This is a genomic window from Blautia intestinalis (assembly GCF_014297355.1).
Lineage (GTDB): Bacteria > Bacillota > Clostridia > Lachnospirales > Lachnospiraceae > Blautia_A > Blautia_A intestinalis.
Genome location: NZ_JACOQE010000002.1, coordinates 338,503 through 359,132, shown reverse-complemented (window position 1 = coordinate 359,132; position 20,630 = coordinate 338,503). Strand labels below are relative to the sequence as shown.

General features: G+C 42.4%; 23 protein-coding genes and 3 pseudogenes. 21 read left to right on the top strand and 5 right to left on the bottom strand.

Translation table 11 applies throughout. From position 1 onward, the window contains the following. Positions 1 to 29: 29 nt before the first annotated feature. The 5 genes from H8Z79_RS05795 to H8Z79_RS05775 all read right to left on the bottom strand — a co-directional run bounded on the left by H8Z79_RS05795 (position 30) and on the right by H8Z79_RS05775 (position 3,452). Positions 30 to 740: a DUF6040 family protein gene (locus H8Z79_RS05795; RefSeq protein ID WP_008369915.1), complete on the bottom strand. Its 711-nt coding sequence runs from the start codon at positions 738 to 740 to the stop codon at positions 30 to 32. Then, positions 718 to 2,439 (bottom strand): MobA/MobL family protein, encoded by a 1,722-nt coding sequence (locus tag H8Z79_RS05790; protein WP_118039647.1) that lies wholly within the window; start codon positions 2,437 to 2,439, stop codon positions 718 to 720. Before H8Z79_RS05790 ends, H8Z79_RS05795 begins: the two co-directional genes overlap by 23 nt. Next, positions 2,396 to 2,767, bottom strand: coding sequence for a hypothetical protein (locus H8Z79_RS05785; RefSeq protein ID WP_187002740.1), 372 nt, complete (start codon positions 2,765 to 2,767; stop codon positions 2,396 to 2,398). Before H8Z79_RS05785 ends, H8Z79_RS05790 begins: the two co-directional genes overlap by 44 nt. Next, entirely contained in the window at positions 2,767 to 3,081 is a 315-nt protein-coding gene (locus H8Z79_RS05780; RefSeq protein WP_118039649.1) for a relaxasome subunit MobC, read from the bottom strand. The genes H8Z79_RS05785 and H8Z79_RS05780 overlap by 1 nt, the downstream gene beginning before the upstream one ends. 140 nt (positions 3,082 to 3,221) lie before the next feature. After that, complete coding sequence (locus H8Z79_RS05775; protein ID WP_004843519.1) at positions 3,222 to 3,452, bottom strand: helix-turn-helix domain-containing protein; 231 nt, start codon at positions 3,450 to 3,452, stop codon at positions 3,222 to 3,224. Between the two features lie 171 nt (positions 3,453 to 3,623). On the opposite strand from H8Z79_RS05775, the gene H8Z79_RS05770 reads away from it, so the two are divergent. From H8Z79_RS05770 to H8Z79_RS05675, 21 genes and pseudogenes are all read left to right on the top strand, one after another. Further along, positions 3,624 to 4,253, top strand: a complete 630-nt coding sequence (locus H8Z79_RS05770; protein WP_118039650.1) for a helix-turn-helix domain-containing protein — start codon at positions 3,624 to 3,626, stop codon at positions 4,251 to 4,253. 55 nt (positions 4,254 to 4,308) lie between these two features. After that, positions 4,309 to 4,869, top strand: a pseudogene (locus H8Z79_RS05765) (tyrosine-type recombinase/integrase); the annotation flags it as partial. A 253-nt stretch (positions 4,870 to 5,122) separates the two neighbouring features. Then, positions 5,123 to 5,779, top strand: a pseudogene (locus tag H8Z79_RS05760) (sulfate ABC transporter substrate-binding protein); the annotation flags it as partial. Beyond that, entirely contained in the window at positions 5,701 to 6,762 is a 1,062-nt protein-coding gene (locus tag H8Z79_RS05755) for a sulfate/molybdate ABC transporter ATP-binding protein (RefSeq protein ID WP_330607531.1), read from the top strand. The pseudogene H8Z79_RS05760 and the gene H8Z79_RS05755, both read left to right, overlap by 79 nt. 58 nt (positions 6,763 to 6,820) lie before the next feature. Then, entirely contained in the window at positions 6,821 to 7,252 is a 432-nt protein-coding gene (locus H8Z79_RS05750; RefSeq protein ID WP_015542530.1) for an RrF2 family transcriptional regulator, read from the top strand. A 234-nt stretch (positions 7,253 to 7,486) separates the two neighbouring features. Further along, positions 7,487 to 7,840, top strand: coding sequence for a PLP-dependent transferase (locus tag H8Z79_RS17250; protein ID WP_015542532.1), 354 nt, complete (start codon positions 7,487 to 7,489; stop codon positions 7,838 to 7,840). Between the two features lie 29 nt (positions 7,841 to 7,869). Further along, on the top strand, positions 7,870 to 8,322 hold the full coding sequence (locus tag H8Z79_RS17245) for a PLP-dependent transferase (protein WP_330607529.1): 453 nt from the start codon (positions 7,870 to 7,872) through the stop codon (positions 8,320 to 8,322). Continuing rightward, positions 8,309 to 9,172 (top strand): 4Fe-4S binding protein, encoded by an 864-nt coding sequence (locus H8Z79_RS05740; RefSeq protein WP_015542533.1) that lies wholly within the window; start codon positions 8,309 to 8,311, stop codon positions 9,170 to 9,172. The genes H8Z79_RS17245 and H8Z79_RS05740 overlap by 14 nt, the downstream gene beginning before the upstream one ends. Then, positions 9,165 to 9,413 (top strand): sulfurtransferase TusA family protein, encoded by a 249-nt coding sequence (locus H8Z79_RS05735; protein WP_015542534.1) that lies wholly within the window; start codon positions 9,165 to 9,167, stop codon positions 9,411 to 9,413. Before H8Z79_RS05740 ends, H8Z79_RS05735 begins: the two co-directional genes overlap by 8 nt. 1 nt (position 9,414) lies before the next feature. Then, positions 9,415 to 9,732 (top strand): thioredoxin, encoded by a 318-nt coding sequence (gene trxA, locus H8Z79_RS05730; protein ID WP_118039652.1) that lies wholly within the window; start codon positions 9,415 to 9,417, stop codon positions 9,730 to 9,732. Positions 9,733 to 9,753: 21 nt separating this feature from the next. Beyond that, entirely contained in the window at positions 9,754 to 9,963 is a 210-nt protein-coding gene (gene thiS / locus H8Z79_RS05725; RefSeq protein WP_015542536.1) for a sulfur carrier protein ThiS, read from the top strand. Then, entirely contained in the window at positions 9,963 to 10,769 is an 807-nt protein-coding gene (locus H8Z79_RS05720; RefSeq protein ID WP_015542537.1) for a HesA/MoeB/ThiF family protein, read from the top strand. The genes thiS and H8Z79_RS05720 overlap by 1 nt, the downstream gene beginning before the upstream one ends. 367 nt (positions 10,770 to 11,136) lie before the next feature. After that, entirely contained in the window at positions 11,137 to 11,823 is a 687-nt protein-coding gene (locus H8Z79_RS05715; protein WP_330421866.1) for a hypothetical protein, read from the top strand. Next, positions 11,804 to 12,115, top strand: coding sequence for a 4Fe-4S dicluster domain-containing protein (locus H8Z79_RS05710; protein WP_015542539.1), 312 nt, complete (start codon positions 11,804 to 11,806; stop codon positions 12,113 to 12,115). Before H8Z79_RS05715 ends, H8Z79_RS05710 begins: the two co-directional genes overlap by 20 nt. Positions 12,116 to 12,130: 15 nt before the next feature. After that, positions 12,131 to 13,033 (top strand): annotated as a pseudogene (gene cysD / locus H8Z79_RS05705) (sulfate adenylyltransferase subunit CysD). Continuing rightward, on the top strand, positions 13,034 to 14,725 hold the full coding sequence (locus H8Z79_RS05700; RefSeq protein WP_118039653.1) for a sulfate adenylyltransferase subunit 1: 1,692 nt from the start codon (positions 13,034 to 13,036) through the stop codon (positions 14,723 to 14,725). It abuts the pseudogene before it with no gap. A gap of 137 nt (positions 14,726 to 14,862) precedes the next feature. Beyond that, entirely contained in the window at positions 14,863 to 15,432 is a 570-nt protein-coding gene (locus H8Z79_RS05695) for a glycerol-3-phosphate responsive antiterminator (protein ID WP_118039654.1), read from the top strand. Between the two features lie 165 nt (positions 15,433 to 15,597). After that, positions 15,598 to 17,100 carry a glycerol kinase GlpK gene (glpK, locus tag H8Z79_RS05690; protein ID WP_015542542.1) on the top strand — a complete coding sequence of 501 codons (1,503 nt, stop codon included), beginning with the start codon at positions 15,598 to 15,600 and terminating at the stop codon, positions 17,098 to 17,100. Between the two features lie 339 nt (positions 17,101 to 17,439). Beyond that, positions 17,440 to 18,876, top strand: coding sequence for an NAD(P)/FAD-dependent oxidoreductase (locus H8Z79_RS05685; protein ID WP_015542543.1), 1,437 nt, complete (start codon positions 17,440 to 17,442; stop codon positions 18,874 to 18,876). A 13-nt stretch (positions 18,877 to 18,889) separates the two neighbouring features. Further along, positions 18,890 to 20,173 carry an NAD(P)/FAD-dependent oxidoreductase gene (locus tag H8Z79_RS05680; RefSeq protein WP_118039759.1) on the top strand — a complete coding sequence of 428 codons (1,284 nt, stop codon included), beginning with the start codon at positions 18,890 to 18,892 and terminating at the stop codon, positions 20,171 to 20,173. 2 nt (positions 20,174 to 20,175) lie between these two features. After that, entirely contained in the window at positions 20,176 to 20,538 is a 363-nt protein-coding gene (locus tag H8Z79_RS05675) for a DUF1667 domain-containing protein (RefSeq protein WP_118039655.1), read from the top strand. The last annotated feature ends 92 nt before the right edge of the window (positions 20,539 to 20,630 follow it).

Genomic DNA, 20,630 nt, shown 5'->3' with positions numbered 1-20,630 from the left:
CCTGCTATTATACGTTTTTTAGCATGTTTTCACCAATATTGCTTGGTACCTAACCGATTTTTCAAATAACATCTGATTCCAAGATATACTCCCTGAGAAAGTACGAAAAGCAATAGAAGATTTACGGAAAGTGCTTTTTTAATTGCTTCTCCAAAATAAATGATGACAGCAGTACTTGTCAGTATCATCAGTAGAGTAATAACATCCCAACAGTTTTTCTTATATAATTCTATAACCTTTATTTCTATCAGTATCGCCAGTATCCCTGTCCCTGCCACACATATTCCGACAACCAATATCAGAAATAACCAATATACCATTCCGGCTATAAAAGGATTTGGAATTTTTGTGCTAATCTGTGCCACAGATTGCCCGGCATCAATTGTCCAACCGATAAAAGTTTGTAGGAATGACGCTGCATCATGGAAGAATGATTTACAATCGGAAAGGAACACATCGGACTGTACTGCCTGAAAAAGAGTAGTTGTCAGCGAATACCATGCAAGAAGGAACAAGGTTGTTTGGAACATTACCGTTTTTGCTTTATACTGTCCGGCAAGTCGCTCTTTTTGTGTTCCGTATTTCGCTTTTTCATTCTGATAGGCTGTCCGGTCACAGGATTCACATTTTTCATAGAGTACCGGCTTTTCTACCGGTATCTCTACGATTTTCTGATGTGTCCGGGCATAATCCCGTTGTTGTGTTAAACAGCGTATTTTATTTTGATATTCCCCGATCATGACGTTTGCGCTTCGCAGCTTCTCTTTCTCGTTCCGCAATGCTCTGTCTGCCAGCTTCAAGTCGTTCTTTAATGCTTGAATATTCCCGGCTCTGTTCTCTTTGTTTAATTTCTCGTTCAAGATCAGAGATTCGTTGAGCTGCGTCTTCAGTTCCACGATAAGCTGGTCTTTCTGTTCCAGTTCTTCTTGTATCTCCTCGGTCAGGAGCAGAAGCTCTTCCAACTGTTCGGCGTTCTTTAATTCTCTGGATTCGTTCATCTATATCACGTCCTTTCTCTATCTGCTGTTCCAGTTCAGCAATTCGGTGTTCTGTTTCAGTAATAAACTGTTTTCGCTGTTCAGCTTCTGTGCCAATTTCTGCCATTGCTGATTTTCGTTTTCCAAAAGTTCTATCTTCGTTTTCTGTTCTTCCATCTTGGAAAGCAGTTCCTCGGTATTTGGCAAAATGTTGAGCAGCCCGGATAACTCGCTGTTTAATTTTTGCAATTTCTGATTCTGTTCCTGCATAAGAGAGAGTTGGGTGTCCCGGTTCTGCATTTCCAGAATCATTTCTGCCATTAAGGTCTGCTGTTCTTCGATTTGCCCAATCATGGATTCCATTAAGGGTATAATTTCCCGGCTTTCTTCTAATGTCATTTAATCGCTCCTTCCATAATGATAATGCACCCGATACTTTCCCAAAGGTGTCCAGTATCTTTTGCAATAACGTGTTTTGCTGTTTTATGATTTGATTTTCCGCTACTTTCCACGAACCTTTTATTTCCTGCCCGGCAAGAAACTTTTGTTCAATCTTTCTTGCGTCAGCGCCTTCATGGATGGTAGGAATCTGGAGTTTTCCCTGTTTTTCATAAGAACGGTGATCGACCTGATTCTGCAAAGGCAGATGTTCATTACATACCTTTGCCCATTCACTCCGCCATAGTTCACAGTTTTTTGGATTGTTCCATCCAGTAGCATCGGTCAGCACCCGTTTCCATTGCAAGCGGTTTCTTGCACCAATCTTCTGGATTCCGTTTTCGTCTAATACAGGGATACGGATTCCATGACGGTCAGGGTTTTTCTTATCCTGCCACCAGTCCGGGTGGGATTCATCAATCACGATATTTCCGTTTTTATCTCTGACAAATTCCCAATCCTTGACTTCTTTCTTTCCCCAAGAATGATCCGGGTTAAAAGGGCGCATAGTCAGAAGCAGATGGACATGAGGATTGCCATCCCCTTTGTCGTGGATACTCCAATCAGCGCACATTCCTTTATCCACAAATGTTTTTTTGATATAGTCGGCTGTATATTGAATCTGTTCTTGTCTGCTCCATTCTTTTGGAAGGGCAAATTCAAATGACCTGCCAAGTTGGGCATCCGCACTTTTTTCAATCTTCAATACCTCATTCCATAACCTCTGTTTTTGAAATGTGATTTTAAATTTTTTTATAGCAGCTTCTTTATCTTCTGACCTTTTGTATCGGACAGACTTTTGAAAGCGTTTTATATTTTCCTCTGGTACTATCTGCCATTCAGAAGGTGCGTTTTCGCACATCATCAGACTGGTGTAGATCACTTCTTTTTTAGAAGTGTAATAACTGATACTCCCGGTTTCTTCGTTTTTCATCACATCCCCATTGAGATATGCAGAAGCGGAGATAACAGATTTTCCTTTACTTCGTCCGACTATTTTGATTGTGTAATGAAAAATCGCCATGTCTGGATTCCTCCTTTCTGCACATCCGGCATAGATTTCCGGCAACATTGCTTTCAGTTTTAGAAAAAGCAGCATTGCCGGAACGCCCTCTGCGTAAGAGTGCCCTGCGCATAGCAGTCTGCATGGAATGCGCCCCTCTGGCGAAGAGTGCCTCCTGCGGCATGAACAGGTCTGGCTGAAAGCCCCGCCGACGGAACGAGCCCGGCAAGCGTGAGCGCAGACCGGTTGCCACTTGTGGCAAACTTATTGGGACGACCTCTGGTTGTCCATAAGTGCGCCCTTCATGAAAAAGCAATGAAGGGAATGAAAAACTCATCCCATCCGCCATTACACTTCCTCCATATCGGTATTTGTTTCTTTCTGCATTGCCTTTGAGAAAAATTTCCCATTGGCTTCCTGCCTTTTCAGAAAACCAATCAGCTTTGGGATGTCTTCCTCCTCAATAGGTGCACCAAGAACGGATTCCACTGCACCGCCAATCTGACAGAGCCTATGGGTTCGTTTTTTACTTTCTTCGGCTTTCTTTCGTTTCAGAAGTTCTTTCTTCTGTGCTGCATATCTTTTCGCCTTTTCAAGGCTTTCCTGTTCCTTCTTTTCCATTTCAAGCATTCGTTCTTCATAACTTTTTGTTGATTTTGCCATGATTACATTCCCCTTTCTTTTGCAAACATAAGTTCTCGGTTGCGTATCAGAAAAAGCACATGGTATAATCTTCTTGCGTGTAGGTATATCATGGCTTCGGTCTGATAGAACCTTTGGCGGTTTCTTTGGAAGCCGCCTTTTTAATTTGCCGCAGTTCTTGTTACGGCTTTTACATTTCCTCTATCCCTCAAATCACGACCTTCATTCGCTTCCATAAACATTTCCAGAATATCGGTTTTAATCAGGACTTTGCGACCAACCTTTAATACTGGAAGTTTCTTCCATTCTACAAGCTGTCTTAAGGTATTTCTGCCGATTCCCGTATAGTCAGCAGCTTCTTCGATGGATAATGCAATTTTTCTTTGCGTCATATAATCACCTCCTTATAAATTGCATTATGCAATTCTTGTGATGTAAGTATATCCTTTCCAAATCTTTTTGTCAAGCGTTACGAAATATTAAAAATAATTTTTATATTGCATATTGCAATTTTGGAAAAACAATGCTATAATTCATACATACCGAAAAAGGAGGCAGTCAGCATGAAAGATAAAGAACTACGCAAGCTGATAGGCAGCAGAGTAAAACAGCGCCGTCTGGAATTGAATCTGACACAGCCTTATGTCGCAGAAAAGATGGGGGTTACCGCTTCTACAATCCTGCGTTATGAGAATGGTTCGATTGACAATACGAAAAAAATGGTGCTGGAAGGTCTTTCGGAAGCACTCCATGTATCTGTGGAATGGCTCAAAGGGGAAACAGATGAATATGAAACCGACATTACGGATAAGAGAGAGTTACAGATTCGTGATGCGATGGGAGATATTCTGGAACAGTTACCGCTTGCCCTTACCAAAGAAGAAGATGCTTTTTCAAAAGATTTATTACTGTTGATGTTAAAACAATATGGTCTGTTTTTGGATTCCTTCCAGTTCGCCTGCAAAAATTTCAAGGGGAATGCTGGTCAGACGGATATTGCCAAAACAATAGGGTTTGAATCGAATGAGGAATATAATGAGATTATGTTCTTAAGGGAAATCACTCCTACCATCAATGCTTTTAATGAGATGGCAGACATTGTAAGGCTCTATTCCAAGAAACAAAAAACAGCAGAACAAAGGCTTGCAAATCTTTTATCAGAAGTCTTATACGAAGATTCCGAATCGGTATAGTAAGACAACCGGAGTTATGATATACTTACACGCACGAAGCATTTCATCAGTTCCGATTACCATAAGACGCAGCATCCGATATGATGGCTCAAAACGCAAATATATCATCGGACCAACCAAGCGGAAAAAAGTGAGGATTGTTGATTTTGGAGATACGCTGGTAGAGATTTTCCGTAATGCCCGGAAAGAGCAGTTAAAAAATCGAATGCAGTATGGAGAACTTTATCACACGAACTACTACAAAGAGGTCAAAGAGAAAAACAGAGTGTACTACGAGTATTATTGCTTAGACAGAACAGAGGAAGTCCCGGCAGATTATAAAGAAATTTCTTTCGTCTGTTTAAGACCGGATGGTTGTCTGGAACTTCCAACTACTTTGGGAACTGTTTGCAGAAAGGTGGCAAAAACATTAGAGGGATTTGAAGGCTTTCATTTCCACCAGTTACGTCACACCTATACAAGCAACCTTTTAGCAAATGGAGCAGCCCCAAAAGATGTGCAGGAATTGTTAGGACACTCAGATGTCAGTACCACAATGAATGTCTATGCTCACTCCACAAGAGATGCTAAACGAAAATCGGTTAGGCTTCTTGATAAAGTGGTAGGCAATGATTAAAGAAATTCCCTTATTTCCCTTGTAATTATCTCATAAGGGCAAAAATAAGGGAAACTACATATCATTTCACTAATGGACAGGCGGGAAAGCCTATAAAATGGGGAAAGTTAGAGGAATAATTATATAAATTCAAGTTTGTGTAAACGTTTTCTTATAAACATATTAAAAGATATGTTTATTGGTATATAATGCCATTAATGTAAAACATATTATTTGCATATGTTATAAAAACAATCAACAGGGAGTGACACAAATGAAGAAAAAGAAATTTCGAAACCTCTGTCTGGCAGCAGTGCTCGGAATCGCCGCTTTTGCGGGCGTCTGTTCCTATGATGCCGGGGCAGGAACGAATATACATATTATTAATGTTTCGTATGATCCGACAAGAGAACTGAATGAATCCTATAACAAAATCTTTAAAGAACACTGGAAAGAAAAAACAGGACAGGATGTCGATGTCATCCAGTCACACGGAGGTTCCGGCAAACAGGCTCTGGAAGTGATCAACGGACTCCAGGCAGATGTTGTGACACTCGCCCTTGAATATGATATTGATGCAATTGAAAATTCCGGAATGATTCGGGACAGATGGAAAGAAGAATTTCCAGATGACAGTGCACCTTATACATCGACAATTGTATTTCTTGTAAGAAAAGGCAATCCGAAAAATATTCAGGACTGGAATGACCTGATCCGGGATGATGTGGATGTCATTACACCAAATCCAAAAACTTCCGGAGGTGCGCGCTGGAACTACCTTGCGGCATGGGCATATGCGCAGAAACAGTATAACAGAAATGAAGAACAGATGGAAAACTTTATCAAAAAGTTATATCAGAATGTTCTCGTTCTGGATTCCGGTGCAAGAAGTGCAACGACCTCCTTTGCAGAGAACGGACAGGGAGATGTGAAAAGGGAAAACTGATCGAACTTTTAGGACCGAGCGGAAGCGGAAAAACAACGATCCTGCGCATGATCACCGGATTGGAACAGCCGGACAGCGGTGAGATCATCATAGATGGAAGAGTAGTCAATGACATTCCGGCCAGCGAGAGAGGCATTGGTTTTGTATTCCAGAGTTATGCGTTGTTCCGCTATATGACAGTATATGATAATATTGCATTTGGCCTGAAAGTACAGAAGGCTGACAAAACCTGTATCAAAAAAAGAGTAACCGAGCTGATTGAACTGATCGGCCTGAAAGGACTTGAAAAAAGATATCCGAGCCAGCTTTCCGGTGGACAGAGACAGAGAGTTGCTTTTGCAAGGGCACTGGCGCCGAATCCGCAATTATTGCTTCTGGATGAGCCGTTTGCCGCTATTGACGCTAAAATCCGACAGGAACTTCGGACATGGCTGAAAGATATGATCGAAAAACTCGGTATTACCAGTATTTTTGTCACACATGATCAGGATGAAGCAATTGAAGTTGCAGATGAGATCATTATTACAAACAGAGGACACATTGAGCAGAAAGGAAGTCCGGTGGAAGTATACCAGAGTCCGGAGACAGCTTTCAGTGCTTCTTTCTTTGGACAGGCAGCAATTGTGAAAGATTATCATATCTTCAATTATTTTGAAGATGTTGACGGAGCAGACCACGCGATCGTCCGTCCGGAATTTGTCAAAGTAACAAGAAAAAATGAGGTGCAGAAATACAAAAGTTCTGCATCGAAAGCGATAGTGGAGCGGGTTGCTTTCCGCGGAAGCTATTTTGAACTGGGACTGAAAGTCGGAGATGTACGGTTAAGTGCGCGAAGAGGACTGGATGAGCCACTTGTACATACAGGGGAAACAGTAGATGTGTTTGTACAGCGTCTTTTTGTTATAAAAGAAAACAAAGTCTATACGCTGGAAAACAGCTCGGCAAAAGAAGATTATCTGGTAATCTGACAATATTACTTGTTTTCCCTAAAACCTTGTAGTATGATAGGTATATGGAGGGGTTTACATGAAAATATCAACAAGAGGACGTTATGCACTTCGTGTTATGCTGGATCTTGCAGAGCATAACAATGGAGAATACATTCCGTTAATGGACATTGCGAAAAGACAGGAAATTTCCGAAAAGTATCTGGAATCCATTGTATCTGTACTGAGTAAACAGAAGTTTGTAAAGGCATTACGCGGAAAAGGTGGCGGATATCGTCTGGCCAAAACTCCGGCAGAATATACGATCGGCAGTATTTTAAGAATTACAGAAGGTTCAATGGCACCGGTAGCATGTCTTGATGATCACCCGAATCAGTGTGAAAGGGCATCATCCTGCAAGACCTTACAGATGTGGGAAGAATTCTATAAACTGATTAATGAATATTTTGACGGAATTACACTGGAAGATCTGCTTGAGCAGAAATCAGATGTAGGAGATTATATAATCTGAAACTGCAGCAGATATTACAATGTGCATAATAAGTTCATAAAAGAAACAAAGCAGGACAGATTTGTCGATGGATGAAGTTGATCCTGCTTTTTTCTGTTCTGGAAATGTGTTTTTCATTTGTTATATCCATATGAAGGAAAAAATTGGAAAAAACATACAACACCTATTTACATGGTATGTTTATAGGCGTATGGTAATACCAACACATAGAAAAGGACATAAAGGAGCACAGGAATGAAAGAATACGGTTTTAATACAACTTTGCTTCATGGGACAGAGGAGACAAATCCTTTTGGTGCGACACAGGTTCCGGTCTACCAGTCCAGTGCATTCCGTCATGATACAGCAGAGGAACTCGAAAAGATTTTTGCAAATAAACGTGCCGGATATTCATATACAAGAATCAACAATCCAACAGTTGAAGCTTTTGAGAAACGAATGACGAAGCTTGAGGGTGGAGTAGGAAGTGTGGCCTGTGCATCGGGAATGGCGGCACTGACTATGGCTCTCATGAATATCCTGCGAAGCGGTGATCATGTAGTTGCAGCGGCAGGGCTGTACGGCGAAACGGTTTATTTCGAAGTATAGGAGCCTGTCTGGCACCGCAGAATGCATTTTTGAATACACTTGGGCTTGAGACACTGGGACTTCGAATGCATCGCCACTGTAGTAACGCCATGGAGCTGGCGGAGTTTTTGAAAGAACTTGGTCATGGAATTACTGTTTCCTATCCCGGTCTTTCAGAACATCCATATCATGAGATTGCGGCAAAACAGTTACATGGTGGATACGGAGCAATCATTACATTAAGAACAGGAAGCAGAGAACGTGCTTTTCGAATCCTGAATGAACTGAGGATCCCATGGCTTGTATCAAACATAGGAGATACGAAAACACTTGCGATACATCCATCCAGCACAATTGCGGCACATCTGACACAGGAAGAAAAAGAACTTTCCGGTGTATACGATGATATGATTCGAATCAGTGTAGGAATAGAAGATATTGAAGATTTAAAAGAAGATTTCAGAAGAGTAATAAAAGGAGAGGACGAAAATGGCGAAAGTTGATTACGCAACATTAAAAAAAGGCGGCTTTATGCGCCAGAAACAGAAAAACAATTTTTCTCTGAGACTTGCCTGCGTCGGCGGTGCACTTACCGCTGAAAATCTCAAAAAAATTGCAGAGGTTGCAGAGAAGTACGGGGATGGATATGTACACCTGACATCCAGACAGGGTGTGGAGATTCCTTTTATTAAATTAGATGATATTGATGATGTGACAGCAGATCTTGCCAAAGGCGGATGCCGCCCGGGTGTCTGCGGACCGAGAGTTCGGACAGTAACAGCATGTCAGGGAAATACAGTCTGTCCGAGTGGAAATATCAACAGTTACGATATAGCGGTTAAATTGAATGAAAGATATTTCGGACGTGAACTTCCGCATAAATTCAAATTTGGCGTAACGGGATGTCAGAACAACTGTCTCAAAGCAGAAGAAAACGATGTAGGAATCAAGGGAGCTGCACAGATCAGCTGGAAAGAAGATACCTGTATTCACTGCGGTGTCTGTGAAAAAGCCTGCAGGGAAGAAGCAATTACTTTCCGGGATGGCAAGCTTGTGATCGACACTCAGAAATGTAATTACTGTGGACGCTGCGCAAAATCCTGCCCGGTTGATGCATGGGACGTAAATGAAGCATTTCTTGTATCATTTGGCGGCACTTTTGGAAACCATATCAGTAAAGGAAGAGAATTTCTTCCGCTGATAACATCCGAAGAACAGCTTTTCCGTGTGACAGATGCAGCAATCCAGTTCTTTGCAGATCATGCAAATGCAGGAGAGAGATTCAAATTTACAATTGACAGAGTTGGAGAAGAAAAACTGTACGAAGTACTGAAAGGAGCTTACGATGGCTGATTATAAGATTGATGATACTGTAGATATTACAGATGTTGTTTGCCCGGTGACATTTGTAAAAGCAAAGGTTGCGCTTGAGGAACTGGACGACGGACAGATTCTTGCAGTCCGTATGAATAACGGAGAACCGGTACAGAATGTACCGCGAAGCATCAAAGAAGAAGGACATCAGATTCTGAAACTTACCGACAACGGGGATGATACATTCACATTGATTGTTAAGAAAGTAGAGGATGAATGATATGGCACTGAGAATCAATGCAGAGAACTTTGAAGAAAAAGTATTAAAAGCAGACAAGCCGGTTCTTGTGGATTTCTATTCTGACAGCTGCATCCCGTGCAAACAGATGGCAGGAATTCTGGGTGACATTGAAGACGAGAATGAAGATGATATTTATATCTACAAGGTAAATGTAAACTATGACAGAGAATTGGCTGAGAAATACAAAGTCATGTCAGTTCCGACAGTGATCTGCTTCGTAAACGGAGAAGCAAAAGGAAAGACTGTAGGGCTGAAAGAACAGGAAGAAATAGAAGAGCTGTTTGAAGAGTTTGTTTGAGTATAAAAGGAGAAAAGAGATATGTTTATAAAGGTTGCAGGAGAAAAGAAGGAATACCCGGAAGGACTTACCGTAAAGGAACTGATTGAAAAAGAAGATGTAGAGACACCGCAGTATGTTACCGTAACAATCAATGACGAATTTGTAGAAAGTGGTGCTTTCGAATCTACAGAAGTCAAAGCTGGTGACGAAGTTGAATTTCTGTACTTCATGGGAGGAGGCGCAAGATAATGGCATTTACAAACGAGCAGTTAGAGCGCTATTCCCGTCACATCATTCTCAAAGAAGTTGGCGCAAAGGGACAGAAAAAGCTCCTGAATTCCAGTGTACTGATCATTGGAGCCGGCGGACTCGGAGCACCGGCAGCCATGTACCTGGCAGCAGCCGGAGTTGGAACCATCGGAATTGCAGATGCCGATGAAGTAGATCTTTCCAATCTTCAGAGACAGGTCATCCATACAACGGCAGACCTTGGTAAGGCGAAAGTAAAATCTGCAAAAGAAACGATGCAGGCAATCAACCCGGATGTCAAAGTTAATACATACCGTAAGTTCATCACATCCGAAAATATCATGGACATCATCAGGGATTATGATTTCATCATCGATGGAACAGATAATTTTCCGGCAAAGTTCCTGATCAATGATGCATGTGTCATGGCACAGAAGCCATTCTCCCATGCAGGAATCATTCGTTTCAAAGGTCAGCTTATGACGTATGTGCCGGGAGAAGGACCATGTTACAGATGCGTATTTAAAGATCCGCCGCCGAAGGATGCCGTGCCGACCTGTAAGCAGGCCGGAGTCATCGGAGCCATGGGCGGAGTCATCGGAAGCCTTCAGGCAATGGAAGCAGTGAAATACATCATCGGAAAAGGAGATCTCCTGACAGGCAGACTTCTTACTTACGATGCACTGACAATGACTTTCCGTACGATCAAACTTCCTAAGAACCATGACTGCCCGGTATGTGGTGATCACCCGACCATCACAAAACTGATCGACTACGAGCAGGCGGAGTGTGACATGCATATGTAATGCTGCGATAGTGGGAAAATGCGAGGACCACGTGTGTTGGATAAGTATTTCATCAAAGACACGCTCTCGCTGCCTTCGACTGGCAGCGGATACTAAGGGATTAAAAAACAATCCCTAAGTACCGGCCGTCTCAGAGCGTCTTCTCACGAAATAATTATCCACACACTGGAAATTGCAGACAGGACGTAACGCAGCCTGACATATGGCATGTACCGGAAAGAAAAGGCTTATATTTGTATATTGCAGAAGTACTTATAGAAATTCATAAATACAGATACTTGCTGGTTTGCAATTATGAACGTAACTATTACTGCGGCCCACACGACACTTGTACGACGAACATATTTCGAGAAACAGTGTGTGAATAATGATTCAGGGAACGGAGCCATATATTGTAGGCGGCCATACGGCGAGTGGTTTCTGGGTAGATACAAAGAGAGAAACGACTATTCATGGATTGTATGCAGCCGGTGATGTTGCCGGCGGATGTCCGCAGAAATATGTAACCGGTGCTCTGGCAGAGGGCAAGATTGCCTCTTTTGCAATCATCGAACAGCTGAAAACTGCTTCTGTTGAACAGACATCCACAATCGAAGATCAGGCACAGGCAGTATTGAATGATTACGAAAAAATCCGCAGCACACAGAACGGATTATTTACAATCGATGATCTGGAAGAAGCCATGCAGAAAGTTATGGATGAATATGCAGGCGGAATCGCAAGTAATTATCAGTTTAATGAAAAACAGTTAAAACTTGCAGAAGAAAAAATCGCGCGTTTAAGTGAACTGGCAGAGCAGATCGGGGCAGAGGATATGCATGAGCTCCTTTTTGCTTATGAGTTAAAAGAAAGACTTCTTGTCTGTCAGGTTCTGATTGAACATCTCAAAAACAGAAAAGAAACACGCTGGCATTCGTTTAACGAAAATCTTGATCATCCTGAGACAGATGAGAAATTTGAAAAATATGTAAATTCCAGAATGGAAGACGGCAAGCTCCATATTCTGTTCCGGGATCTGGTAAAGGGGGATACTTATGAGCATACAAATTCGTAAAGACCGTTGTGTCGGCTGCGGAAAATGTCAGGAAGTATGTCCCGGCACCCTCATTCAGATCATAGATAAAAAGGCAGTCATGAAATATCCGAAGAATTGCTGGGGCTGCGTTTCCTGCGTAAAAGAATGCAAAGCAGGAGCCATTGAATTTTATCTTGGCGCAGACATCGGCGGCATGGGTGGCACAATGAATGTCACACAAAAAGGTGATCTTCTCAACTGGAATATCACCAGAGCAGACGGCAGCGAACTTGTGATCAGCGTTGACCGGAGAAATTCCAATAAATATTAAGACAGGAGATCAAATATGAGCGGATTATCACATTTAGATGAACTGGAAGCAGAAGCAATATATATTATCCGGGAAGTGGCAGCAGAATGCGAAAAACCAGTAATGCTTTATTCCATCGGAAAAGACAGCTCAGTAATGCTTCATCTTGCACTGAAAGCTTTTTATCCAGAAAAACCGCCTTTCCCGTTTTTACATGTCAATACAACATGAAAATTTAAAGAAATGATCAAGTTTCGTGATAAGACAGCAAAAGAGCTTGGAATCGAGATGCTGGAATATATCAATGAAGATGGTGTAAAGCAGGGAATCAATCCTTTCGATCACGGTTCAGCTTATACAGATATCATGAAAACACAGGCTCTGAAACAGGCTCTGAACAAATATGGTTTTACAGCAGCTTTTGGAGGCGGCCGTCGTGATGAGGAAAAGAGCCGTGCAAAAGAACGTATTTTTTCTTTCCGTAACGAAAATCATGCGTGGGATCCGAAAAACCAGAGGCCGGAGATGTGGAAGCTTTATAATACGGAGATCAACAAGGGCGAGAGTATGCGTGTTTTCCCGATCTCCAACTGGACAGAAAAAGATATCTGGCAGTACATACAGAGAGAAAATATTCCGATCGTACCTCTCTATTTTACAAAGGAACGTCCGGTGGTATATCGTGATGGAAATATCATTATGGTGGACGATGAACGTATGCGCCTGAAACCGGGAGAAAAACCGGAAATGAAAAAAGTACGTTTCCGTACACTGGGCTGTTATCCGCTGACAGGTGGGATTCTTTCAGAAGCAGATACTCTTGATGCAATCATTGATGAGACATTAAGCTCAGTAGAATCTGAAAGAACCAGCCGAATCATTGACTCTGATGGCGGTGCGGCAAGCATGGAAAAGAGAAAGAGAGAGGGGTATTTCTAAATGAGCGGTTTACTGAAATTTATTACCTGCGGAAGTGTGGATGATGGAAAATCCACACTGATCGGACATATACTTTATGACTCAAAACTGCTTTATGCAGACCAGGAAAAGGCCCTGATTCTTGACAGCAAAGTCGGATCCAGGGGCGGTGCAATTGATTATTCACTTCTTCTTGACGGTCTGATGGCAGAAAGAGAACAGGGTATCACCATCGACGTGGCGTATCGTTATTTTACTACAGATAAAAGAAGTTTTATCGTTGCAGACACACCTGGTCACGAAGAATATACAAGAAACATGGCTGTCGGTGCCTCTTTTGCACAGCTTGCAATCATTCTGGTCGATGCAAAACAGGGGGTTCTGGTACAGACAAGACGCCATAGCCGTATCTGTGCGCTGATGGGAATTCATCACTTTGTATTCGCAGTTAACAAAATGGATCTTGTGGGATACAGTGAAGAGAGATTTAATGAAATTATGAAAGATATTAACGAGCTTTCTGAAAGTCTCGGACTTCAGGATGTTGTGATCGTTCCGGTCAGTGCGACTGAGGGTGACAATGTGACTGTCAAATCCGAAAATATGCCATGGTATACAGGAAAAACACTTCTGGATCATCTGGAAACCGTTGATGTGACAGAAACTGAGAGCGAGGCAGGATTTTATATGCTGGTACAGCGTGTATGCCGTCCGAATCATGAATTCAGAGGCTTTCAGGGACAGATTGAAAGTGGCAGGATAAAAGTCGGACAGACCATTACTACACTTCCGAGCAATGAAGCTGCAACAGTCAAATCACTTCTGAACGGAAGCACATCCGTAGAGGAGGCGGTGACAGGACAGGCAGTGACGATCCAGCTTGACAAAGAAGTAGATGTCAGCCGTGGATGTGTTCTGACAGATCAGGCACAGCTTTCCGTTGCAAAGAGCTTTACAGCAACACTTCTCTGGATGGATGACAGCAGACTGACCCTCAGAAAAGAGTATCTGGTAAAACTCGGTACAAAGAGAATTCCGGGATTCATCCGAAGCATCAAATATAAGATTGACGTCAATACAGGAGAACATATTTCTGCCGATTATATTGAAAAAAATGAGATCGCACTCTGTGAGATTGAGCTGGCTGAGAAAATCGTGCTGGATGAATTTAAGAAACACAAGACACTTGGTGAAATGATCCTGATCGACCGTGTCAGCCATATGACTTCTGCCTGTGGTGTACTGGAAACCGTAGATAATGACGGAGAAAAACCATATTTCCAGAAAGACGATATCAAAGTCGGCGGTTATGTGTTTGAAGAATTTTACTTCGATCTGGAAAATGCAATGATGTCCCAAACCGGATTTGATAAGAAAACCTATCATGTAGGTGATGAGGTGCCGGTTTCCGGTGACAGCTTCAAATATCCGGAATACTTTGATGTTTTGTCTGTTGAGGACGGTGCAGCTGTTCTGATACGTGATGGCAAAGTAGAAGATATTCAGAGGATTGAAGATTACCGCTATATGGGACTTCCGGTAGTTGATGAGCGTGGAATGGCACTGCTTGTAAAGAACAAAGCGGAACTGGAAAAATTCTTCGAAGAGGCAAAAACAGTGACTGTGGAAAACAGATCCGAACTGCATAATAAATGGTTTAGATTTGAGACATACAGGAAAGTGGTTTGTACGGATAATTTTTGGGTAATCTAAGGGAACTTCCTTAAAAACCTTCTACAGGATTCTTACCTGTTTTTGTTTGTTTATTAAAAATGGATATGATATATTAGAACATATAGAATACTAGGTGGTTGTAGATAATGGATTTATGACCGGAGAAAGGGCAGGGAATGGGACGGGAATTTTGGAATGCTGTTGAGGAGAATCCGATCATTGCGGCAGTAAAATGCATGGATGATCTTGAACAATGCTGTAAGCTTGAAGACATACGAGTTGTTTTTATTTTGTTTGGAGATATCTGTTCGATTGGAGACATTGTAAAGAAAATCAAGGCTGCAGGCAAGTTTGCCATGGTACATGTAGATCTGATCGTGGGCTTAAGCCCACGTGAGATAGCAATCGAATATCTGAAAAATAACACAGATGCTGATGGAATCATTACGACGAAGCCAGCCCTGATCAAAAAAGCAAAAGAACTTTCGCTGTATACCGTACTTCGTTATTTCCTGCTCGATTCAATGGCTTACGAGAATATTTTTACACAGCAGCATACTGTCCATCCGGATTTCATAGAAGTCCTGCCCGGAGCAATGCCAAAAGTCATTCAGAAACTCTGCTCTGAAATCAAAGTACCTGTAATCGCCGGAGGTCTTATTATCGACAAAGAATCCGTTATGGGAGCCCTCTCCGCCGGCGCCACCGCCGTATCCTCTACCAACCACAACGTATGGAAGCTGTAAATATATATTAGGATGATATAAATACAGTCAATATACAATAGCGTGGCTCAAAAGAAATGGCTTATCTATTGACTAATTATAAAAGATTTTGTTTAATAAGATAAATAAGAGGAATATAAAAAAATATATTATAAAAGAAACTCTTTTATGAGGGAGGCTTTTTATATGCAAAAATATGTAATGGCGCTGGATGCGGGTACCACCAGCAACCGATGCATTTTATTCAATGAAAAAGGTGAAATGTGCAGTGTGGCACAGAGAGAATTTCATCAGTATTTTCCTAAGCCCGGCTGGGTAGAGCACGATGCAGATGAAATCTGGGCAAGTATGCTTGGTGTGGCAGTAGAAGCTATGAATATGATTGGTGCAGAAGCACATGATATTGCTGCAATCGGCATTACAAATCAGCGGGAGACTGCAATCGTCTGGGACAAAAACACCGGAGACCCGATCTATCATGCAATTGTCTGGCAGTGCCGCAGAACATCCGAATATTGTGATTCACTGAAGGCAAAGGGTCTTACCGACAAATTCCGTATGAAGACCGGTCTTGTGATAGATGCATATTTTTCTGCAACAAAAGTAAAATGGATTCTCGACAATGTGCCGGGCGCCAGAGAAAAGGCAGAGCGTGGAGATCTGCTTTTTGGAACAGTTGAGACCTGGCTGATCTGGAAACTGACGAAGGGTGCAGTCCATATCACAGATTATTCCAATGCATCCCGTACAATGCTTTTTAATATCAATACTTTACAATGGGACGAAGAAATCCTTGAAGAATTAGATATTCCGAGATGTATGCTTCCGACACCGAAACCATCCAGCTGTGTTTACGGTATGGCAGATCCGTCATTTCTCGGCGGTCCGATACCGATTGCAGGTGCAGCGGGAGATCAGCAGTCCGCATTGTTTGGGCAGACCTGTTTTCAGGCCGGTGAAGCAAAAAATACATATGGTACCGGTTGTTTCTTACTTATGAATACAGGCGAGAAACCGGTGTTTTCCGAAAATGGGCTTGTTACAACAATTGCCTGGGGTCTGGACGGAAAGGTGAATTATGCACTGGAGGGATCTATCTTTGTAGCAGGGGCCGCAATCCAGTGGCTGCGTGATGAGATGCGCCTGATCGATTCTGCAGAAGATTCTGAATACATGGCAAAAAAAGTTAAGGATACAAATGGCTGCTACGTTGTTCCGGCATTTACAGGACTTGGGGCACCACACTGGGATCAGTATGCGAGAGGTACGATCGTCGGAATCACCCGAGGCGTAAATAAATACCACATTATCCGTGCAACTCTGGAATCTCTGGCATATCAGGTAAATGATGTTCTGCAGTCGATGAAGGCTGATTCCGGAATCCAGCTTGCTTCATTGAAAGTCGATGGTGGTGCGAGCGCAAATGATTTCCTGATGCAGACTCAGGCAGATATCATCAATGCACCGGTGAACCGTCCGCGATGTGTCGAGACTACTGCGATGGGCGCCGCTTATCTGGCAGGACTTGCAGTGAATTACTGGACGAGCAAGGAAGATGTCCTTAAGAACTGGGCGATTGATAAAACTTTTACCCCTCAGATCATGGATGCCGAGAGAGGCAAACGAATCAAGGGATGGGAAAAAGCAGTCAAATATGCCTATGGCTGGGCAAGAGACGAAGAAGATTAAATATTATGAGTCGCTTTTAAGTGATCGGATTTAAATTAAATATTGGGGCAAGAGAAAAGAGAGCCTGACAGTAGATCCATAAGACATGGGTTTATTTGTCGGGCTTTTTTATGTAATAGGAAATTACTCCGTAATGTTCCTATTACATAAAAACGCTCCGCGAGGATGCGACCAGATGCATGAGGAACATGTCTGCTGAAGCAGACTGCATCTGGCGCGCAAAGCGTAACAAGTCCCTCAAAGATTGAGGGATTCAGGGAGTTTGAAGCGGACTTGTCCGCTTTGTTCTAAATAAATACATATAAAAAATTCGTATGATGCGATACAGGAGGATGGAATATGGAAAACTATGATGTGATCATTATCGGTGCAGGAGTGACAGGTACAGCAATTGCACGGGAACTGTCACGATATCAGTGCAAAGTCTGCGTGCTGGAAAGAGAAGAGGATGTCTGCTGCGGTACCTCAAAAGCAAACAGTGCGATCATTCACGCAGGGTATGATGCAGAACCGGGCTCATGGAAAGCCAGATTGAATGTGAGGGGAAATGAAATGATCGAATCACTTTCAAAAGAACTTGATTTTCCGTTTAAACGGGATGGTTCACTTGTACTTTGTCTGGACAAAAACGCTTATCAGGATCTTAAAAAACTTTATGACAGAGGAATCGAAAATGGTATAAAAGGGCTTCAGATCTTAAACAGAGATGAAGTGCTTGTGATGGAACCGAATGTTTCCGATAAAGTCTATGCGGCTTTGTATGCACCAACAGCCGGAATTGTATGTCCGTTTCATATGACGATTGCTTTTGCAGAAAACGCATATACAAATGGTGTGTCATTTCATTTTAATACGGAAGTGAAGCAAATTGAACGAGATGCAAAAGGATGGAAAATCACAACAGGCAGAGGAGAATATAATGCAAAGTGTATTGTCAATGCAGCCGGTGTATATGCGGATAAGATTCACAATATGGTAAGTGAAAAGAAGCTTCATATCACTCCGCGAAAAGGAGAGTACTGTCTCCTGGATAAAAGTGCCGGTAATCATGTAAGAAGAACGATTTTTACTCTTCCGGGGAAATTTGGAAAAGGTGTTCTTGTCACACCGACGGTTCATGGAAATCTTCTGATCGGACCGACTGCAGTGGATATTGAAAATAAAGAAGGTGTGAATACAACACGGGATGGATTACAGCAGGTTCTTGAAAAATCTGCAGAAAGTGTAAAAAATATTCCGACACGTCAGGTGATTACTTCATTTGCCGGTCTGCGTGCTCACGAAGACGGAGATGATTTTGTTATCGGTGAAACAGAAAATGATTTTATAGACTGTGCAGGAATTGAATCACCGGGACTTTCCAGTGCACCGGCAATAGGCGAAATGATTGGAAACCTTGTACAGAAAAAATATGATCTGAAAGAAAAAACAGATTTTATTTCCACGAGAACAGGAATGCCGGATCTGAATGGAATGACGATTCAAGAACGAAATGAGCTGATCCGACAGAATCCTGCATATGGAAATATTATCTGTCGCTGTGAGATGGTGACAGAGGGAGAAATTATAGATGCGATCAGAAGACCATTGGGAGCCAAATCACTGGACGGAGTCAAAAGGCGTACACGTGCCGGTATGGGACGTTGCCAGTCAGGATTCTGTTCACCTAAAGTTATGGAAATTCTGGCTCGTGAGCTTGAAAAATCAATGGAAGAAATTACGAAATCCGGCGGGAATTCCAGAATTATAGAAGGGATCAATAAGGATGTATTTTGAGGAGGAAAGCGAAATGAAGAATTATGATATTGTGATCATCGGTGGAGGTCCGGCGGGACTTTCAGCGGCAATAGCGGCCAGAAAAAACGGAACAGAAAGCATCCTGATTCTTGAACGTGATGATAAGCTTGGTGGGATTCTGAACCAGTGTATTCATAATGGATTTGGCCTGCATACGTTTCAGGAAGAACTGACAGGTCCGGAATATGCCGGAAGATTTATCGCACAGACAGAGGAACTTCAGATAAAATATAAATTACATACTATGGTTATGGACATCAGTGAAGGTAAGCTCATAACGGCAATGAACCGGAATGAAGGTATGTTTCAGATTCAGGCAAAAGCTGTGATTCTTGCCATGGGATGCCGGGAGCGTTCGAGAGGAGCACTGAATATTCCGGGCTATCGTCCGGCAGGAATCTTCTCAGCGGGAACGGCACAGCATCTGGTCAATATTGAAGGATATCTTCCGGGACGAAAAGTTGTGATTTTAGGCTCCGGTGATATCGGCCTGATCATGGCGAGAAGAATGACGCTGGAAGGAGCAGATGTACAGGTGGTTGCAGAGCTGATGCCTTATTCCGGTGGTCTGAAACGAAACATTGTACAGTGCCTGGATGATTTTGGAATCCCACTGAAATTAAGCCATACAGTAGTTGATATTAAAGGTAAAGAACGTGTGGAGGGAATCACTCTTGCCGAAGTAGATGCAAAGGGCAGACCGCTTCCGGGTACAGAAGAAGAATACAAGTGTGATACATTGCTTCTTTCAGTCGGACTTATCCCGGAGAATGAACTTTCACGTGGCATGGGAATAGAAATGAATCCGATAACATCCGGACCGAAAGTAAATGAAAGTCTGGAGACAAATATGGAAGGCGTTTTCGCATGTGGAAATGTGCTTCATGTACATGACCTGGTTGATTTTGTATCGGAAGAAGCGGCTATGGCTGGACGAAATGCCTCGCTTTATGTACAGAATACATGCAGAAGTCAGGAAAACACAAAAAAACTGACAGAAAAAGAAATCCCTCTGTTTTCGGAAAAGGGAGTACGTTATACGGTTCCGTCTGCAATACGTCCGGATCATATGCCGGAAGAACTGACTGTTCGATTCCGCGTCGGAGGTGTATACAAAAACTGCTATATAAGCTGCTATCTCGATGGAGAAAGAATCCTTCACCGCAAACGTCCGGTCGTAGCTCCGGGGGAGATGGAGCAGATCAAACTTACCAGAGAACAGATAATGAAGAATCCTTTATTGCAGAAAATTACATTAAAAATAGAGGAGGAATAGATATGGAAATCAGAAATCTGACATGCATCGGCTGCCCGATGGGATGTCCTCTTACTGTGAAACTTGAGGACACAGAAGTCATAAGTATAGAAGGAAATACCTGCAAAAGAGGTGCCGTATATGGAAAAAAAGAGGTTACTGATCCGACCAGAATCGTGACAACGACCGTTCGTGTAAGCGGTGGGGCAGAAACTGTTGTTTCTGTCAAAACAAAAGAAGATATTCCGAAAGACCAAATTTTTGCCTGCATTCGTGCAATGAAAGGAATTACTGTGCCGGCACCTGTACATATCGGAGATGTGGTTTTGCATGATGCAGCGCATACGGGGGTGGATGTGATTGCCACAAAAAATGTGGAGATTTAGAGATATCTTTTTTTCTTTCAAAATACACAGGAAAACTCATGTAAATTCCATTGACAACTTTTCTCGAACATACTATCATTAAAAGAGTATGT

What these genes read in the sequence shown, in the direction of transcription:
- H8Z79_RS05770 (WP_118039650.1), top strand. Translation starts at nt 3,624, where the DNA reads ATGAAAGATAAAGAACTACGCAAGCTGATAGGCAGCAGAGTAAAACAG.
- trxA (WP_118039652.1), top strand. Translation starts at nt 9,415, where the DNA reads ATGGCACTGAGAATCAATGCAGAGAACTTTGAAGAAAAAGTATTAAAA.
- H8Z79_RS05735 (WP_015542534.1), top strand. Translation starts at nt 9,165, where the DNA reads ATGGCTGATTATAAGATTGATGATACTGTAGATATTACAGATGTTGTT.
- H8Z79_RS05680 (WP_118039759.1), top strand. Translation starts at nt 18,890, where the DNA reads ATGAAGAATTATGATATTGTGATCATCGGTGGAGGTCCGGCGGGACTT.
- glpK (WP_015542542.1), top strand. Translation starts at nt 15,598, where the DNA reads ATGCAAAAATATGTAATGGCGCTGGATGCGGGTACCACCAGCAACCGA.
- thiS (WP_015542536.1), top strand. Translation starts at nt 9,754, where the DNA reads ATGTTTATAAAGGTTGCAGGAGAAAAGAAGGAATACCCGGAAGGACTT.
- H8Z79_RS05780 (WP_118039649.1), bottom strand. Translation starts at nt 3,081, where the DNA reads ATGGCAAAATCAACAAAAAGTTATGAAGAACGAATGCTTGAAATGGAA.
- H8Z79_RS05710 (WP_015542539.1), top strand. Translation starts at nt 11,804, where the DNA reads ATGAGCATACAAATTCGTAAAGACCGTTGTGTCGGCTGCGGAAAATGT.
- H8Z79_RS05790 (WP_118039647.1), bottom strand. Translation starts at nt 2,439, where the DNA reads ATGGCGATTTTTCATTACACAATCAAAATAGTCGGACGAAGTAAAGGA.
- H8Z79_RS17250 (WP_015542532.1), top strand. Translation starts at nt 7,487, where the DNA reads ATGAAAGAATACGGTTTTAATACAACTTTGCTTCATGGGACAGAGGAG.
- H8Z79_RS05695 (WP_118039654.1), top strand. Translation starts at nt 14,863, where the DNA reads ATGGGACGGGAATTTTGGAATGCTGTTGAGGAGAATCCGATCATTGCG.
- H8Z79_RS05750 (WP_015542530.1), top strand. Translation starts at nt 6,821, where the DNA reads ATGAAAATATCAACAAGAGGACGTTATGCACTTCGTGTTATGCTGGAT.
- H8Z79_RS05795 (WP_008369915.1), bottom strand. Translation starts at nt 740, where the DNA reads ATGATCGGGGAATATCAAAATAAAATACGCTGTTTAACACAACAACGG.
- H8Z79_RS05775 (WP_004843519.1), bottom strand. Translation starts at nt 3,452, where the DNA reads ATGACGCAAAGAAAAATTGCATTATCCATCGAAGAAGCTGCTGACTAT.
- H8Z79_RS05785 (WP_187002740.1), bottom strand. Translation starts at nt 2,767, where the DNA reads ATGGCGGATGGGATGAGTTTTTCATTCCCTTCATTGCTTTTTCATGAA.
- H8Z79_RS05675 (WP_118039655.1), top strand. Translation starts at nt 20,176, where the DNA reads ATGGAAATCAGAAATCTGACATGCATCGGCTGCCCGATGGGATGTCCT.
- H8Z79_RS05700 (WP_118039653.1), top strand. Translation starts at nt 13,034, where the DNA reads ATGAGCGGTTTACTGAAATTTATTACCTGCGGAAGTGTGGATGATGGA.
- H8Z79_RS05715 (WP_330421866.1), top strand. Translation starts at nt 11,137, where the DNA reads ATGATTCAGGGAACGGAGCCATATATTGTAGGCGGCCATACGGCGAGT.
- H8Z79_RS05720 (WP_015542537.1), top strand. Translation starts at nt 9,963, where the DNA reads ATGGCATTTACAAACGAGCAGTTAGAGCGCTATTCCCGTCACATCATT.
- H8Z79_RS05685 (WP_015542543.1), top strand. Translation starts at nt 17,440, where the DNA reads ATGGAAAACTATGATGTGATCATTATCGGTGCAGGAGTGACAGGTACA.
- H8Z79_RS05740 (WP_015542533.1), top strand. Translation starts at nt 8,309, where the DNA reads ATGGCGAAAGTTGATTACGCAACATTAAAAAAAGGCGGCTTTATGCGC.